This is a genomic window from Rhizobium sullae (assembly GCF_025200715.1).
Classification (GTDB): Bacteria; Pseudomonadota; Alphaproteobacteria; order Rhizobiales; family Rhizobiaceae; genus Rhizobium; species Rhizobium sullae.
The window spans coordinates 1,000,507-1,015,821 of record NZ_CP104143.1 but is presented as its reverse complement, the minus strand read 5'-3'; the positions used below and the strand labels follow the sequence as shown (position 1 = coordinate 1,015,821).

The window sequence follows — 15,315 nt, the reverse complement described above, 5'->3', positions numbered from 1 at the left end:
CCGTATGAAAAAGCCCTAACGGATCGCCTGCTCGTTCTCATCAAAGCGATGCATATGCGCCTTGTCCGGCGTCGCGTAGACGATCTCGTCGGGCTCGTACTGGTGTTCGCCGAAGAGGCGCGCCGTCAGCAGGCCGCATTGGTCGGACTCAAGATAGACGATCGTATCGGCACCGAGATGTTCGACATGGACGATTTTCGCCTTCCAGGTCCCCTGCTCGCGCGAAAGCGTCAAATGCTCGGGACGAACGCCGATCGTCTTCGCCTCCCCGTCGCCGAGCTTTTCTGCCGGAATCAAGTTCATCATCGGCGAGCCGATGAAGCCTGCGACGAAGACGTTGGCCGGACGGTTGTAGAGTTCCATCGGCGATCCGACCTGCTCGATCGCACCGGCGTTCAGCACGACGATCTTGTCGGCCAGCGTCATCGCCTCGACCTGGTCGTGGGTGACGTAGATCATCGTCGCCTTCAGGCTGCGGTGCAACCGGGCAATCTCGAGTCGTGTCTGGACGCGCAACGCCGCATCGAGGTTCGACAGCGGCTCGTCGAAGAGGAAGAGTTCCGGTTCGCGCACGATGGCGCGGCCGATCGCAACGCGCTGGCGCTGGCCGCCAGAGAGTTCGGCCGGACGGCGCGCCAAGTAGGGCTCCAGCGACAACATTGACGATGCCTTGTCGACGCGCGTCTCGATCTGGTCCTTCGGCATTCCCGCCTGCTTCAGGCCAAGACCCATATTGTCCTTTACGGTCAGGTGGGGATAGAGGGCGTAGGATTGGAAGACCATCGCGATGCCGCGCTTGGCAGGCGGCGTCAAGGTTTCGTCCTTGCCGTTGATGAGAACGGTGCCGGACGTCACGTCCTCGAGGCCGGCGATGCTGCGCAGCAGGGTCGATTTTCCGCAGCCAGACGGCCCGACGAAAATGACGAATTCGCCGTCCTTGACCTCAAGGTCGATGCCCTTCAGCACTTCATGCGTGCCATAGGTCTTGCGGATGGATTTGAGTTGAAGCGATCCCACTAGTCGTTCCCTTACAGTTTGACCGGTTGCCCGGTGCGCACGCTCTCATCGGCGGCGAGGCAGATGCGCAGCGACGCGACGGCGTCTGCCATGTGGCGATTGAGGTCGATGTCCTCGCGAATGGCCTTCAGCACGAAGGCCTGCTCACGGTCGCAGAGCTCCTGATGGCCCGGTTCGCCGGCCATCGTCATGTCCTGATCCGGCGTAATGAACTTACCGTCCGGCCCGGTCTCGGCGCTATGGAGCCGGATAACGGAGGTCTTGGTGTGCGTGTCGATATCATCCGATTTCGCGTTCGGATCCATGACGATGGAAACGGCACCCTTCGGGGACATGACATCCTTCACGAAGAAGGCCGTCTCCGAGATCATCGGCCCCCAGCCGGCTTCGTACCAGCCGACGGAGCCATCTTCGAAGATCACCTGCAGCTGGCCGTAATTGTACATATCCGGCGCGATCTCGTCGGAAAGCCGCAGGCCCATGCCGCGCACCTCGACCGGCTTCGCGTCGGTGATCTGGCACATGACGTCTACGTAGTGAACGCCGCAATCCACGATCGGCGATGTCGTCTGCATCAGCGATTTGTGCGTCTCCCAAGTCGGGCCGCTAGACTGTTGATTGAGGTTCATGCGGAAGACGTAGGGTCCGCCAAGCTTCCGCGCTTCCTCGATCAGCTTCGTCCAGGACGGATGATGGCGAAGAATGTAGCCGATCACCAGCTTCCGCCCGGCTTTCTTCGCAGCCGCCACGACGCGTTCGGCGTCGGCGACGGTCGTTGCCAGCGGCTTTTCCACGAAGACATCGCAACCAGCCTCGAACGCCGCGACCGCATAATCGGCATGGCTGTCGGAATAGGTGCAGATGGCGCAGAGATCTGGCTTCAATTCGGCCAGCGCCGTCGTGAAGTCCGGATAGATGGTGTAACCCTCAAGCTCCGGCGGCAGGCTCGGCCTCGAACGGTTGACGAGACCGGCGATCTCGAAGCCCGGATTGTTGTGATAGGCGAGCGCATGGCTGCGGCCCATATTGCCGAGCCCCGCGACGAGAACGCGGACCGGCTTCTGCGAAACGGTCATTTCACTGCTCCGGACGTGATGCCGCGGATCAGTTGCCGCGAGAAGATGACGTAAAGCACGAGGATCGGCAGGATCGCCAGCGAAAGTGCTGCCAGAACGGCGTTCCAGTTGGTCACGAATTGGCCGATAAATATCTGCGAGCCGAGCGTGACGGTCTTGGTGGATTCAGACGGCGCCAGGATCAGCGGGAACCACAAATCGTTCCAGATCGGGATCATCGTGAAAACCGCGACCGTCGCCATTGCCGGGCGCACGAGCGGCAGCACGAGCCGGAAGAAGATTGCATATTCAGACAACCCGTCGATGCGCCCGGCATTCTTCAGGTCGTCCGAAACCGTGCGCATGAATTCCGACAGGATGAAGATCGCCAACGGGATGCCCTGCGCGGTATAGACGAGAACAAGCGCCGTCAGCGTATTGACGAGGCCGGCGGCCACCATGCCCTGCAGGATAGCCACCGTGCCGAGACGGATCGGGATCATGATTCCGATCGCCATGTAGAGGCCCAAGAGCGTGTTGCCGCGGAAGCGGTATTCGGAAAGCGCGAAGGCCGCCATCGCACCGAACAGCAACACGAAGAAGATCGAAACAACCGTCACGATGAAGCTGTTCTGGAAATAGGTTGCGAAATCGCCCTGCCCCAGCACCGTCTGATACCCGACAAGGCTGAAGGTCGAAGGCGTCGGCACCTGCAGCGGCGAGCGGAAGATCGCGTTGCGGTCCTTGAACGAGTTGATGATTGTCAGAAACACCGGAAAGATGGCGACGAGCGTATAGCCGATCAAAGCCAAATGCACGAGGCCGGCGCGGAGGGGGGACGTGCGTGCTCTATTGGACATGGACCACGCTCCTTAGAATTGATACCGGCGCATGCGCCGCTGGATTGCGAAAAGATAGAAAGAGACGCCGGCGAGGATGATCAGGAACATCACCGTCGCGATCGTCGCCCCCATGGAACGGTCGCCGAGCTGCAACTGGAAGCCGAAGAAGGTGCGGTAAAGCAGCGTTCCCAGGATATCGGTTGACATATTGGGACCGGCAAGCGCGCCCTGTACGGTGTAGATCAAGTCGAAAGCGTTGAAATTACCGACGAAGGTCAGGATCGAAATGATGCCGATCGCTGGCAGGATGAGCGGCAGCTTGATCTTCCAGAACTGTGCCCAGCCGGTGATGCCATCGCATTCCGCAGCCTCGATCACCTCTTCGGGAATGCTGAGCAGCGCCGCATAGATCAGCATCATCGGGATACCGATATATTGCCAGTTGGAGATCAGCGACACGGCGACCAGCGCCGGACCGGACTGGCCGAGCCAGGGCGCGAAGAAGGACTTCATGCCGACAAGGCTCATCAGCCATGGTGCGACACCCCAGATCGGCGAGAGGATCAGCTTCCAGATGAAGCCGACGATCACGAACGACAAGAGCGTCGGCAGGAACATCGCCGTGCGGTAGAAGGCGACGAAACGCAGCCGCGGCGTGGACAGAAGCGCTGCAAGCGCAACGCCGATCGGATTCTGCACGCACATATGAATGGCGAAAAAGATCAGGTTGTTGACAAGCGCATTCCAGAAATCATGCGCCCAGCGCGGATCGCCGAACAGCACCTTGTAGTTCGCAAGGCCGACGAAGGCGGGCGTGCCGTCGACGATGTTGTAGAACGAAAGCCTGAGCGTTTCGATCAGCGGCAGGACCATGATCGCCGAATAGACGATGATTGCCGGGAGAAGAAAGACGCCGATATGCCAGCGCACCGGGCGCCTGATCGGTATCGCGGTTTCCGCTGTCAGATCGGTCATTGTTCTGGCTCGCTTTGCTTCGTTCTCTCCCCTCGTCCCTGTCCTCGGGTTTATGTCCGGGGTTCACACAGGGATCCAGTTGCGCCGCGTTGGCGGCACGGGAGACTCTTCTCACGCGAAAGACTTCGCGTGGCTGGCTTCCTGTGACGAGCACAGGAATGAGGGCGGCGAAATCGCCGCCCTGCCTAATCGACGCCGGCTTACTTGCCCGGCTTGTACCAGCCGTCGAGACCCTTCTGGAGCTTTTCGGCAGCCACTTCCGGCGTGTCGGTGCCGTTGATGACATTGGCCGATTCGACCCAGGTTTCGTTTTCCAGGTTCGGCGTACCGCGCGACAGGATCTGGTAGGTCGAGCGGACGGTCGACTTGTACGGGCCGCGCCAGGAAACGAATTCCTGTGCCAACGGATCGCTCATCTTCACCGGGTTGGAGTTCAGGCTGAAGAAGCCCGGCAGCGAGTTCGCGTAGATGTCTGCGAATTCGGAGGAGGCAACCCAGCTCAGGAACTTCTTGGCTTCTTCGGCATGCGCGCTCTTCGTATTGAGACCGACGCCGATGTCCGGATGGTCGGAGATGTAGCCGGTGTCGCCAGCCTTCGGAACCGGCGGCGGGAATGCGCCCATCTTGAACTGCGCCTGGCTGTTGAACAGCGAAATTTCCCAGGAACCAGCCGGGTAGATCGCCGCACGGCCGAGCGTGAAGAGGTTCTGGCTGTCGGAATAGGTCTGCGCTTCGAAGCCATCGCCGAGATAAGGCTTCCACTTGGCAAGTTCCTTAAGGGGCTCGACCCACTCGGCATCCGTCAGCTTCTTCTTGCCTTCGATCAAGGCCATGCGGCCCTCTTCGCCCTTCCAATAGTTCGGGCCGATGTTCTGGTAGCCCATGGTCGCGGCCTCCCAGAGGTCCTTCGTACCCATTGCCATCGGAATGTAGGTGCCGTCCGCCTTGATCTTTTCGAGAGCGGCGTAGAACTCGTCCTGCGTCTTCGGAACGGCGATGCCGAGCTTTTCGAAGGCATCCTTGTTGTAGATGAAGCCGTGGATGACCGAAGCCATCGGTACGCAGAAGGTGGACTTGCCGTCGTCGGTCGACCAGGCAGCCTTCGCAACCGGCGTGAAGTTTTCCATGCCTGGCAGGCTGGTGAGATCGGCAAGCTGCTTCTTGTTGAAGAGTTCGAGCGACGCGTCGAACGGACGGCAGGTGATGATGTCGCCTGCAGAGCCGGCATCGAGCTTTGCGTTCAGTGAAGCGTTGTATTCCGTCGGAGCGGTCGGCGAGAAGACGAGCTTGATGCCCGGGTTCTTGGCTTCGAAGGCCGGAATGATCTTTTCCTGCCAGATCTGCAGGTCGTCGTTACGCCAGCTTTCGATCGTCAGCGTGACGTCCGCAGAATAGGCAAAGCCAGCAGACGTGAGCAGACTGGAGGCAAGCAGCAGGCTTTTCAGAGCAGTGTTTTTCATTTCCCTCTCCTGTTTTAAGCGCCGCAAGGCGCTATCTTGGTTCTGGTACAAGCAGTTGGCGTGCCTGAGGTTTACACCCAACGCCACCTTGGTGGGGCCGCCAGCAACTGCCGGCTCCGGAAGCTCGACGGACACGGAAAGCAAAGACGCCCCCGGCCAGAATGCGCCCTCCCAATACGCTGAACTGGGCGCGATATTCTCGAAAGGAAAAAGCTGCGGCGGCCTGATCTCCCATGAAGCGCGCGCCCTGAAGCGGCAATCGTGATGCGATCTTTCTTAAGACACCAGCAGATCATTTTAGCGCCGGTTTCTATCTGCCTCTAGGTGCTGTTCCCTTTTCCGGAATTAAGTCCAAAAAAATACCAATTGTCCAGCCAAATTTAACTTTTGGCGCATACAAATTTCGTTTAAAAATTTTATCATTTAAAATCAAATAGATAAAACGGCGAAATTTTCGAGCCAATTCCACTTGGTAAATGGTATTTTTTTGGTATTGTAGTAAAAACCAAGGGAATGCGGCATTCGGAGGTTCGATGACGGAACTTGCAATCGGGATAGACGGAGGCGGATCTGGCTGCCGTGCTGCAGTTGCGGACGGGAGGGGCAACGTTCTGGGCCGCGGCAAGGCGGGGCCTGCCAATATCCTTTCCGATCTCGACAACTCTCTCCTCAATATCGTGGAGTCAGCGCGCGAGGCTCTGCGGGATGCGGGCCTGCCTGCAGAAACCGTTTCCAAGGTCTCCGCTGTCGTCGGCGTCGCGGGAGCCAACGTCGGCGACTACGGAACCCGCATCGACCGCGCCCTGCCTTTCGCGGACGGCCATGTCGTCACCGATGCTCTGATCGCGCTTCAGGGCGCGCTTGGCGATTCCGACGGCGTCATCGGCGCCTTTGGCACTGGCTCGGTCTATAATGCACGCCGGGACGGCAAATTGCGCGGCATTGGCGGCTGGGGATTCGTCGTCGGCGACCAGGCAAGCGGCGCGCGCCTCGGCCGCGACCTATTGGAAAAGTCCCTGCTCGCCTACGACAAGGTGCGTCCGTCGTCGCCGCTGACCGCAAGGCTGATGTCTGAATACGGCGGCAACCCCGAACGCGTCGTGGAATTCGCCCATACCGCAAAGCCCAAGGATTTCGCGCGCTATGCGCCGCTGGTCTTCGAATATGCCGCCCAAGACGACGAGATCGCAATTGCCATCGTTAAGGACGCCGCAGCGGCGATCGACGAGAACTTGGACACCCTCCTCTGGCCGCAATGTCCGGCGATCTGCCTGCTCGGCGGCCTCGCAAAGGCCTATGGACCCTGGCTTGCGGAGCGGCACAAGGCACTGCTTGCAGAGCCGAAAGGCGACGTCCTCCAGGGCGCGGTCGATCTCGCAGTAAAATTTCTTCAGGAGCGACAGAAGGGTGCGGCATGACGGATGATTTCGCCAGCATCCTTTCGCCCGAGCGCCTCCAGGCCGGCGGCAGCGGCCCGCTCTATGTCAAGCTGCGCCGCACCCTTGAAGAGGCCATCCGCGCCGGTACGCTCGGCCATGGCGATGCCTTGCCGCCGGAGCGCGACATCGCGGAGTTTGCGACCGTCAGCCGCGTTACAGTCCGCAAGGCGATAGACGAACTCGTTGCGGACGGCCTGCTCGTGCGCCGCCACGGCTCCGGCACGTTCGTGGCCAAGCCGGTCTCGAAGGTCGAACAGCGGCTGTCCCAACTCACCTCCTTCACCGAGGATATGGCCCGCCGCGGCATGACCTCGCGCTCCGAATGGCTGCACAAAGGCATTCACACCCCCTCGCCCGACGAGATGATGATTCTCGGCCTCGCCGCTGATATCAAGGTCTCGCGGCTGAGCCGCCTGCGCATTGCCGACGATCAGCCTCTGGCGATCGAGAATGCTAGTGTTTCCGGCGAATTCCTGCCGGACCCTTTCGTGGTGACGACATCGCTTTATGCCGAACTCGAGCGGCGTCAAGTTCGTCCCGTCCGCGCGGTGCAGCGCATCTCGGCCACCAACATGAAGGAAGCCGACGCCCATCTCCTTGGCGTCCCTGTTGGTGCCGCCGGCCTGTCGATCGAACGTATCTCCTATCTCGGCTCGGGGCGGGCCGTCGAATTCACCCGCTCGCTCTATCGTGGGGACGCGTATGATTTCGTGGCAGAACTGACGATCGGGGCAAGCTGAGCTTAGGCGTAAAACGTCCTCGCAGAAGATCTGGATTATACGTATAGTTCGGATTTAGAACTTATTGGAAAGACCATCACCCAAACCACCGCATTGGAATTTCAGCGCAAAATCGGCGAATTCCAGCATCAGGCGCAGCGGGAGCCTATCGAGATCACCCGGCACGGACGCCGCGAACTCGTTCTGATGTCAGCCGAACATTATGATTGGCTAAGGGCCGCCGCGAAACGCACGCACCGCACCGCCGACGCTTTTTCCATTGTCATCGACGCCGTCGAGCGCGCTCAAACGGATCCAGCTCATTCAGATCTCGATGAATTGCTGTAGACCCGCATGGCATCGATCCCCGAACGAAACCGGGTCTTGTCGTCCGTTACGATTATCTGTGGTCGTGTGAAGCCCCTTCTGGCAGGCATCAAGGGAAGGACAGACCGCCATGTCTCGTCGCTGCAAGCGACAGCGGCAGCCAGCCCCGTTATGTCGTTCTCTTGCCAATCACTCATGCACCGCCATCCGGAAGCACGGTCGGTGTCGAAATACCGTTGAAAGTAAAGCAGGCAATCGGTCTCAACGATGAGCCGAGTTGGGTCATCGTCTCAGAATACAATGTCGACGAATGGCCGACTGTCACCAGTACCTGGCAGCTAGGGAACATTCCCTTACGGTTTCATTCCTCCAAGCCTCTTTGGCTGGGTCAAAGCCAAATTCCTCGAACTTGCGCGGGGTAACAAGACAGCCTCGGTACGCCGGTGACCGAGACTTGTCTTTCGATTCAAATAGATAAACCCGGAAAATGAGTCACTTTCCGGCTTTTTTGAATCGACCTGAACATCGCGCGCTCCGCCCTTACGCCGCGTCGTCGATCTGCTCAGCCGCCTTGCGCGGCACGTAGTTGAGCACCGGCCCGAGCCAGCGTTCCACTTCGGAAATCTCCATGCCCTTACGCGCAGCATAGTCCTCGACCTGGTCGCGTTCCACCTTGGCAACGCCGAAATAGTAGCTGTCGGGGTGGCCGATATAGAGGCCGGAGACCGAAGAACCGGGCCACATCGCGTAGCTTTCCGTCAGCTTCACGCCGGCTGCTTTCTCAGCGTCGAGCAGGCGGAAGAGCGTTGCCTTTTCCGTGTGGTCGGGCTGCGCCGGATAGCCAGGTGCGGGGCGGATGCCGGCATATTCCTCGGTAATGAGTTGCTCGTTGCTGAGCGTCTCGTCTTTGGCATAGCCCCAGTATTCACGGCGGACCCGTTCGTGCATGCGCTCGGCAAAGGCCTCCGCAAAGCGGTCGGCGATCGCCTTGACGAGGATCGAGGAGTAGTCGTCGTTCGCCCGCTCGAAGCGCTCGGCAATGGCGATTTCCTCGATACCCGCCGTCACCACGAAGCCGCCGACATAATCCTCGACACCGCTCGAAACCGGCGCGACGAAATCCGACAGAGCCACGTTCGGGCGGCCGTCGCGCTTCGAAAGCTGCTGGCGGAGCGTATAGAAGGTTGCAAGCTCTCTGTTGCGCGCCTCATCCGTGAAGAGACGGATATCGTCACCGACAGCGCCAGCCGGCCAGAAGCCGATCACGGCGCGCGGGCGGAACCACTTCTCGTCGATCACCTTCTTCAGCATCGCCTGCGCATCGACCCAGAGCGCTCGCGCCGCTTCGCCCTGCTTCTCGTCTTCAAGGATCGCGGGATAACGGCCACGCAATTCCCAGGTCTGGAAGAACGGCGTCCAGTCGATGTACTTGGCGATTTCCGCCAGATCGTAGTCCTCGAACACCTTGGTGCCGATGAACTGCGGCCTGGTCGGCTTGTGGGCGGCCCAATCCACCTGCTGCGCATTCTCGCGGGCGCGAGGGAGCGGCAGGCGAACCTTCTCCGCTTCGCTGCGCGCATGGGCGGCAGCAACCTTGGCATATTCGCCGCGAATGTCATCGATATAGGACTGGCGCGTATCCGGAGAAAGCAAGGACGAGACGACGCCGACGGCACGGCTCGCATCCGTCACATAAACCGTCTGGCCCTTGTTGTAGCCCGGATGGATCTTCACAGCCGTATGAACGCGGCTCGTCGTCGCGCCGCCGATCAGCAGCGGGATATCGAAGCCCTCACGTTCCATTTCGGCTGCCACATGCACCATCTCGTCAAGCGAAGGCGTAATGAGACCCGAAAGGCCGATGACATCGACCTTCTCGGCCACCGCCGTCTCGAGGATTTTCGTCGCCGGCACCATCACGCCGAGGTCGATGATCTCGTAATTGTTGCAGGCAAGTACGACGCCGACGATGTTCTTGCCGATATCGTGCACATCGCCCTTGACGGTCGCCATCAGGATCTTGCCGGCAGTCTTCCTCTCATCGCCGCCGTTCAGGCGCTTTTCCTCTTCCATGTAAGGCAGCAGCACGGCGACCGCCTGCTTCATGACGCGCGCCGACTTGACGACCTGCGGCAGGAACATCTTGCCCGAGCCGAAGAGATCGCCGACCACGTTCATGCCGGCCATCAGCGGGCCCTCGATGACATGCAGCGGACGCGCCGCCTTCTGGCGGGCCTCCTCGGTATCGGCGTCGATATATTCGGTGATGCCGTTGACCAGCGCGTGTTCAAGACGCTTCTCGACCGTCCATTCGCGCCAGGAAAGATCCTGAACCCTGGCTTCCTTGGTCCCTGAACCGCGGAAACGTTCGGCGACTTCGAGCAGGCGCTCGGTACCATCCGGACGGCGGTTCAAAACGACGTCCTCGCAGGCCTCGCGCAGTTCCGGATCTATCTGGTCGTAGACCGCGAGCTGGCCGGCATTGACGATGCCCATGTCCATACCCGCCTGGATGGCGTGGTAGAGGAATACGGCATGCATCGCCTCGCGCACCGGCTCGTTGCCACGGAACGAGAATGACAGGTTGGAAACGCCGCCTGAAATGTGCACCAGCGGCATACGCTGACGGATCGTGCGCGTCGCCTCGATGAAATCGACGCCGTAGTTGTTGTGCTCCTCGATGCCGGTCGCGACCGCGAAGATGTTGGGATCGAAGATGATGTCTTCAGGCGGAAAGCCCGCCTTCTCGGTCAACAGCTTATAGGCGCGCGTGCAGATTTCCACCTTGCGCTTGTAAGAATCCGCCTGCCCCGTCTCGTCGAAGGCCATGACGACGACGGCGGCACCATAGCGGTGCAGCAGCTTCGCCTGGGCAAGGAAATTCTCCTCGCCTTCCTTCAGCGAGATCGAATTGACGATCGGCTTGCCCTGGACGCATTTCAGGCCCGACTCGATGATCGAGAACTTCGACGAATCGATCATCACCGGCACGCGGGCAATATCCGGCTCGGCGGCAATCAGATGCAGGAACTCGACCATCGCCTTTTCCGAATCGATCAGGCCCTCGTCCATGTTGATGTCGATGACCTGAGCGCCGTTTTCGACCTGATCGCGCGCCACATCGAGCGCCGCATTGTAGTCGGCATTGGTGATCAGCTTGCGGAAGCGGGCCGAACCGGTGACGTTGGTGCGCTCGCCGACATTGACGAACGGGATATCCTTGGTCAGCTCGAAGGGCTCGAGGCCGGAAAGCGACATGAACGGCCGGTGCTCCGGGATCGGCCGTGGCTTGTACTTGGCAACCGTTTCGGCGATCGCGTGGATATGCTCCGGCGTCGAGCCGCAGCAGCCGCCGACGATATTGACGAGGCCCTCGCGCGCGAAGCTGTCGATCTGTGCGGCCATCAGCTCCGGCGTTTCGTCGTACTGGCCGAATTCGTTCGGCAGGCCGGCATTCGGATAGGCGCAGACGAAGACGTCGGCAACGCCCGAAAGCTCCTGCAGGTGCGGACGCATCGCATTGGCGCCGAGCGCGCAGTTGAGACCGATCGTAAATGGATTGGCGTGGCGCACCGAATTCCAGAAGGCCGATGGCGTCTGGCCGGACAGCGTGCGGCCGGAAAGGTCGGTGATCGTGCCGGAGATCATCACCGGCAGGCGGATGCCCTTCGCTTCGAACCGCTCCTCGCAGGCAAAGATCGCTGCCTTGGCGTTCAGCGTGTCGAAAATGGTCTCGATGAGGATGATGTCGGCGCCGCCATCGATGAGGCCGTCGATCTGCTCGCCATAGGCGATACGCAGTTCATCGAAGCTGATCGCACGGAAACCCGGATTGTTGACGTCAGGCGAAATCGAGGCGGTACGGTTCGTAGGGCCGATGGCGCCGGCGACGAAACGGCGGCGGCCATCCTCGCGCTCGGCTCGGATCGCCGCGCGGCGCACGATCTCGGCGCCCTCCTTGTTCAGCGCGTAGACTTCGCCTTCCATCTGATAATCGGCCTGCGCGATGCGGGTCGAGGAGAAGGTATTGGTTTCGAGAATATCCGCGCCGGCCTTGGCGTATTTGTAGTGGATTTCCTCGAGCGCCTGCGGCTGCGTCAGGATCAGAAGGTCGTTATTGCCCTTCTGGTGACAGGCGCAGCCGATGAAGCGCTCGCCCCGGAACTGGTCCTCATCGTAGCCAAGGCCCTGGATCTGCGTGCCCATGGCGCCGTCAAGAACGAGGATTCGCTCGCTTGCGGCTTTCCGCAGAGCTGCAAAGACTTCGCTGCCGTCGCGTTTTGCCCCTTCGGGACCGAAAAGATTGTCGAACACGGGCGGACTCCTTGACGTCGTTAAAGACCAAAGTGACCAAATCACATAAAGATATCTTTATGTCAATATATGCCTGACGTTTAATGCTTTGCAAGGCTTGGCGGGTGACAGACTCGAGCGTGCCCTATATAGGCCTTTTCGCAAGGCGTTGTGCACGAAATGGGAGAAGTAACATGGCACCTGCAATCGGCGGCACCGGGCTCGGAAACTGGAGCGCCCGTGCCTATCACCGGAACTGGCTTCTTGCCCAGGCGAACGGCCTTTTCGATTTCTTCCAGCACAATTCTATCAATCCCAAAGGCGGCTTCTACGATCTCGATGATCATGGCAAACCGCTTGATGCCGAGGGTCAGGTTCGCAGCATCCATATCGCAGCGCGCGCGGTCCATTGCTTCTCGATCGGCGTCCTTCTTGGCCGTCCGGGTGCCGCCAGCGTCGTCGATCATGGGATGGACTATCTCTGGAACCATCATCGCGACAAGAAGAACGGCGGTTATTTCTGGTCGCTAGACAACGATGGTCCCGTTGATTCCAACAAGCAGGGCTACGGCCACGCCTTCGTATTGCTCGCCGCCTCTTCCGCCAAGACGATCGGCCATCCGCTGGCCGACGGAATGCTGGCCGACATTACGGAAATCCTAAACACGAAGTTCTGGGAGGCGCAACACGGCGCCATCGCCGAGGAATTCACCGCCGACTGGCAGCCGCTCGACGGCGGCGCCTATCGCGGCCAGAACTCCAACATGCATCTGACCGAAGCGCTGATGGCCGCCTTCGAGGCCACCGGCGACAAGGACTATCTCGCCAAGGCCGAAAGCATTGCCGACCTCGTCATCCTCCGCGCGGCCGGTTCCGTCGGCTGGCGCGTTGCGGAACATTTCAGCGCCGATTGGGCCCTCGACAAGAATTACTATCATCCGAACGAAATGTTCCGTCCCGCCGGCACCACGCCCGGCCACTGGCTGGAATGGGCTCGCCTCATCCTGCAACTCTGGTCGCTCGGCGGCAAGCGCCACGACTGGATGCCGGACGCGGCAAAGGGCCTCTTCTCGCAGTCCATGGCGCTCGGCTGGGACAGCAGGAAAGGCGGCTTCTTCTATACGCTCGATTGGGACGATAAGCCCGCCAAGCGCAACAAGCTCTGGTGGCCGGCCTGCGAGGGTGCCGCCGCCGCCCACTTCCTCAACGAGCACCTGCCGAGCGACTTCCACGAGCAAAGCTACCGCAAGATCTGGAATGTCATTGAACGCGCCTTCATAGACCACGAGAACCGCGGCTGGCACGAAGAGCTGACGGAAGACCTCGTTCCCTCCCACAGCCTCTTTCCCGGCAAGGGCGATATCTACCATGCCCTCCAGGCCTGCCTCATTCCGCTCTTCCCGGCGGCCGGCAGCCTGACCAAGGGTATTATCGAAGCCGGCGGGAGAATTTAAAGCAAGTGGCGGGCGCAAGGCCGGTAAGTGCGCCCCACAGTTAAATCCCTCAGCTCAACCGCAAGGAATCCAAATCCTTCGCCAGCATCAGCGATAGCGCCTCGACGACGAGATTGTGGTCGTCGCGTTGCGGCAGGCCGGAAACCGTGACGGCGCCGATGCAGCCGGTCCCTTTGACGTTGATCGGGAAACTGCCGCCGTGCGGCGCGTAGTCGGCACCAGAAAGCCCGTTGTCCTCGACCGTCTTGCCGTCTTTCTGCAGCTTCAGGCCGCACGCATAGCTGCTCTTGAAATAGCGGAGCACCATGTTGCGCTTGCGACGCACCCACTGGACGTTGTCGGGTGTTGCACCGGGAAGTGCCGCATAAAAGGCCGGCATTGAGTGGAGTGTTACGTCGATTGCCACGCCGAGGCCGCGTTCGGTCGAAAGTTCCTGCAGCAGCTTGCCGAGCTGCCAGGCGGTCGCAAGGTCGAAGGTATCGAAACTCAGCACCTTTTCTTGCTCCGCGATCCGGCCGAGATCCTCCTCGATGGTCATAGCCCTACTCCTCTTCTGCAATCGGACGGCAGAAAACATCCGCATGCGGAGCCGAAAAGTAAAGCAAAATCGTGGTGATACCTGCGATCAATGCGGCATCGACGACAGCGCCCCGATGATTTCCGCCGGCTGCATGGGTTCGCTGGAACGCAGCTTCACCTTGCCGTCGCGATCGAGCAGCACGAGCCCGAACTCGCCAGGCCGCGGTCCTTCGAGGCCGTCGCGGATGTCGTCGGCATCGAGCTCGTAGGAGCCTTCGAAAAGCGGGAACACCCCGCCGCCGGCAATGCTGAACACCTCGATATCCTCCTCGATGAACCGCAGATGCGAGGTGCGCAGCAGTTCGTCCTGAACGGTCGCGCGATCGTCATCCGCATCCGCGAATATGATGAGCAGCCGTTTGTAACCGATGAACGGTTTGAGACAGTCCGGCGAAACGGGCGCACGCGGCGCCGGACCCATGATTTCGCGTATGATTGATTTTAGCATGGGGCTCACATCCTTCGTATTTGTCTTCAACGATTGGAAGTGAGACCGGTTCCCTGCCGGGTGGGGACCGCGGTCCGGCCGCGATCCCTCAAGGCTCATTCGGGCGGTTTGCGTTCGGCCGTGCGGCTGGTGACGGCGACGATATCGGCGCCGCCATTGGCAAGAAGGCGCTTGCGCACCAGCACGCGCATGACGCGGGCGGCCGTCGAGAAGCTCATCTGATCGAGCGGACCCTCGCCTTCCCAGGGTTTGGTCAGTCTTTCGGTAACGGCGCCGACAATGTTCATCGGCACGATATCGTCGCATTCACGCATAGCCTCGAAGACGAGACTGATCGGGATGACCCGGCCTTCGAACGTGACGATCGGTTCGGTAAGTTCCGTATCCCATTCCTCGAAGGCATAGAGCGCTTCGCGGAAGAGTTCCTGAAGGGTGATCGGCGCGTGTCCGTTGTGAAGTGGCGGCAAGGCATTCGTCATGTCTGTCTCCTCTCGTGGATTAAGCCAGTTCCTCCTCATCGGCCGGGATCGAAGCAGGACACACAGAACCCCAGGGGTTCTCTCCGGACCGAATAACACGATCGATTTTATAGTGTAACACTCGCGTGATAAAGCGATTTATGCCCGCCGGGCTGCCAACGGGTGCCTTAAAACGGATAAGCCATTGATATCGCTTAAGGACATCAATGGCTTTTTTTCACTTTGAAG

Annotated in this window: 13 protein-coding genes and 1 pseudogene; 5 read left to right on the top strand and 9 right to left on the bottom strand. The window is 60.1% G+C overall.

Annotated elements, in window-relative coordinates:
- Window positions 1-15 precede the first annotated feature (15 nt).
- From N2599_RS05045 to N2599_RS05025, 5 genes are all read right to left on the bottom strand, one after another.
- Window positions 16-1,017 (bottom strand): ABC transporter ATP-binding protein, encoded by a 1,002-nt coding sequence (locus N2599_RS05045; protein WP_027508682.1) that lies wholly within the window; start codon window positions 1,015-1,017, stop codon window positions 16-18.
- A gap of 11 nt (window positions 1,018-1,028) precedes the next feature.
- The gene (locus N2599_RS05040; protein ID WP_027508681.1) at window positions 1,029-2,093 is read right to left on the bottom strand and encodes a Gfo/Idh/MocA family protein; all 1,065 of its coding nucleotides are present in this window, start codon (window positions 2,091-2,093) and stop codon (window positions 1,029-1,031) included.
- The gene (locus tag N2599_RS05035) at window positions 2,090-2,932 is read right to left on the bottom strand and encodes a carbohydrate ABC transporter permease (RefSeq protein WP_027508680.1); all 843 of its coding nucleotides are present in this window, start codon (window positions 2,930-2,932) and stop codon (window positions 2,090-2,092) included. Before N2599_RS05035 ends, N2599_RS05040 begins: the two co-directional genes overlap by 4 nt.
- A gap of 12 nt (window positions 2,933-2,944) precedes the next feature.
- On the bottom strand, window positions 2,945-3,889 hold the full coding sequence (locus N2599_RS05030) for a carbohydrate ABC transporter permease (RefSeq protein ID WP_027508679.1): 945 nt from the start codon (window positions 3,887-3,889) through the stop codon (window positions 2,945-2,947).
- A gap of 200 nt (window positions 3,890-4,089) precedes the next feature.
- Window positions 4,090-5,349 carry an ABC transporter substrate-binding protein gene (locus N2599_RS05025; protein WP_027508678.1) on the bottom strand — a complete coding sequence of 420 codons (1,260 nt, stop codon included), beginning with the start codon at window positions 5,347-5,349 and terminating at the stop codon, window positions 4,090-4,092.
- On the opposite strand from N2599_RS05025, the gene N2599_RS05020 reads away from it, so the two are divergent.
- The 4 genes and pseudogenes from N2599_RS05020 to N2599_RS05005 all read left to right on the top strand — a co-directional run.
- The gene (locus N2599_RS05020; RefSeq protein WP_156915224.1) at window positions 5,339-5,614 is read left to right on the top strand and encodes a hypothetical protein; all 276 of its coding nucleotides are present in this window, start codon (window positions 5,339-5,341) and stop codon (window positions 5,612-5,614) included. The two genes, N2599_RS05025 and N2599_RS05020, sit on opposite strands and share 11 nt — an antisense overlap.
- A 268-nt stretch (window positions 5,615-5,882) precedes the next feature.
- Complete coding sequence (locus N2599_RS05015; protein ID WP_027508677.1) at window positions 5,883-6,767, top strand: glucosamine kinase nucleotide-binding domain-containing protein; 885 nt, start codon at window positions 5,883-5,885, stop codon at window positions 6,765-6,767.
- Window positions 6,764-7,528 (top strand): GntR family transcriptional regulator, encoded by a 765-nt coding sequence (locus N2599_RS05010; protein WP_027508676.1) that lies wholly within the window; start codon window positions 6,764-6,766, stop codon window positions 7,526-7,528. Before N2599_RS05015 ends, N2599_RS05010 begins: the two co-directional genes overlap by 4 nt.
- A gap of 93 nt (window positions 7,529-7,621) precedes the next feature.
- Window positions 7,622-7,690, top strand: a pseudogene (locus N2599_RS05005) (type II toxin-antitoxin system prevent-host-death family antitoxin); the annotation flags it as partial.
- A 684-nt stretch (window positions 7,691-8,374) separates the two neighbouring features.
- On the opposite strand, the gene metH reads toward N2599_RS05005, so the two are convergent.
- On the bottom strand, window positions 8,375-12,148 hold the full coding sequence (gene metH / locus N2599_RS05000) for a methionine synthase (protein ID WP_027508674.1): 3,774 nt from the start codon (window positions 12,146-12,148) through the stop codon (window positions 8,375-8,377).
- Window positions 12,149-12,321: 173 nt separating this feature from the next.
- On the opposite strand from metH, the gene N2599_RS04995 reads away from it, so the two are divergent.
- Window positions 12,322-13,581: an AGE family epimerase/isomerase gene (locus N2599_RS04995; RefSeq protein ID WP_027508673.1), complete on the top strand. Its 1,260-nt coding sequence runs from the start codon at window positions 12,322-12,324 to the stop codon at window positions 13,579-13,581.
- Between the two features lie 49 nt (window positions 13,582-13,630).
- Here N2599_RS04995 and N2599_RS04990 read toward each other — a convergent pair whose 3' ends face one another.
- The 3 genes from N2599_RS04990 to N2599_RS04980 form a co-directional block, all read right to left on the bottom strand.
- A complete protein-coding gene (locus N2599_RS04990; RefSeq protein ID WP_027508672.1) occupies window positions 13,631-14,119 on the bottom strand; it encodes a heme-degrading domain-containing protein in 489 nt (162 codons plus the stop codon).
- An 87-nt stretch (window positions 14,120-14,206) separates the two neighbouring features.
- Window positions 14,207-14,608 carry a DUF4174 domain-containing protein gene (locus N2599_RS04985; RefSeq protein ID WP_027508671.1) on the bottom strand — a complete coding sequence of 134 codons (402 nt, stop codon included), beginning with the start codon at window positions 14,606-14,608 and terminating at the stop codon, window positions 14,207-14,209.
- 95 nt (window positions 14,609-14,703) lie between these two features.
- Entirely contained in the window at window positions 14,704-15,087 is a 384-nt protein-coding gene (locus N2599_RS04980; RefSeq protein ID WP_027508670.1) for a BRA0787 family protein, read from the bottom strand.
- Between the last annotated feature and the right edge of the window lie 228 nt (window positions 15,088-15,315).

Excerpts from the sequence above, each read along its gene's own strand:
- N2599_RS05040 (WP_027508681.1), bottom strand. The coding sequence starts at position 2,093 with ATGACCGTTTCGCAGAAGCCGGTCCGCGTTCTCGTCGCGGGGCTCGGC.
- N2599_RS05035 (WP_027508680.1), bottom strand. The coding sequence starts at position 2,932 with ATGTCCAATAGAGCACGCACGTCCCCCCTCCGCGCCGGCCTCGTGCAT.
- N2599_RS05030 (WP_027508679.1), bottom strand. The coding sequence starts at position 3,889 with ATGACCGATCTGACAGCGGAAACCGCGATACCGATCAGGCGCCCGGTG.
- N2599_RS05025 (WP_027508678.1), bottom strand. The coding sequence starts at position 5,349 with ATGAAAAACACTGCTCTGAAAAGCCTGCTGCTTGCCTCCAGTCTGCTC.
- N2599_RS05015 (WP_027508677.1), top strand. The coding sequence starts at position 5,883 with ATGACGGAACTTGCAATCGGGATAGACGGAGGCGGATCTGGCTGCCGT.
- N2599_RS05010 (WP_027508676.1), top strand. The coding sequence starts at position 6,764 with ATGACGGATGATTTCGCCAGCATCCTTTCGCCCGAGCGCCTCCAGGCC.
- N2599_RS04995 (WP_027508673.1), top strand. The coding sequence starts at position 12,322 with ATGGCACCTGCAATCGGCGGCACCGGGCTCGGAAACTGGAGCGCCCGT.
- N2599_RS04990 (WP_027508672.1), bottom strand. The coding sequence starts at position 14,119 with ATGACCATCGAGGAGGATCTCGGCCGGATCGCGGAGCAAGAAAAGGTG.
- N2599_RS04985 (WP_027508671.1), bottom strand. The coding sequence starts at position 14,608 with ATGCTAAAATCAATCATACGCGAAATCATGGGTCCGGCGCCGCGTGCG.
- N2599_RS04980 (WP_027508670.1), bottom strand. The coding sequence starts at position 15,087 with ATGACGAATGCCTTGCCGCCACTTCACAACGGACACGCGCCGATCACC.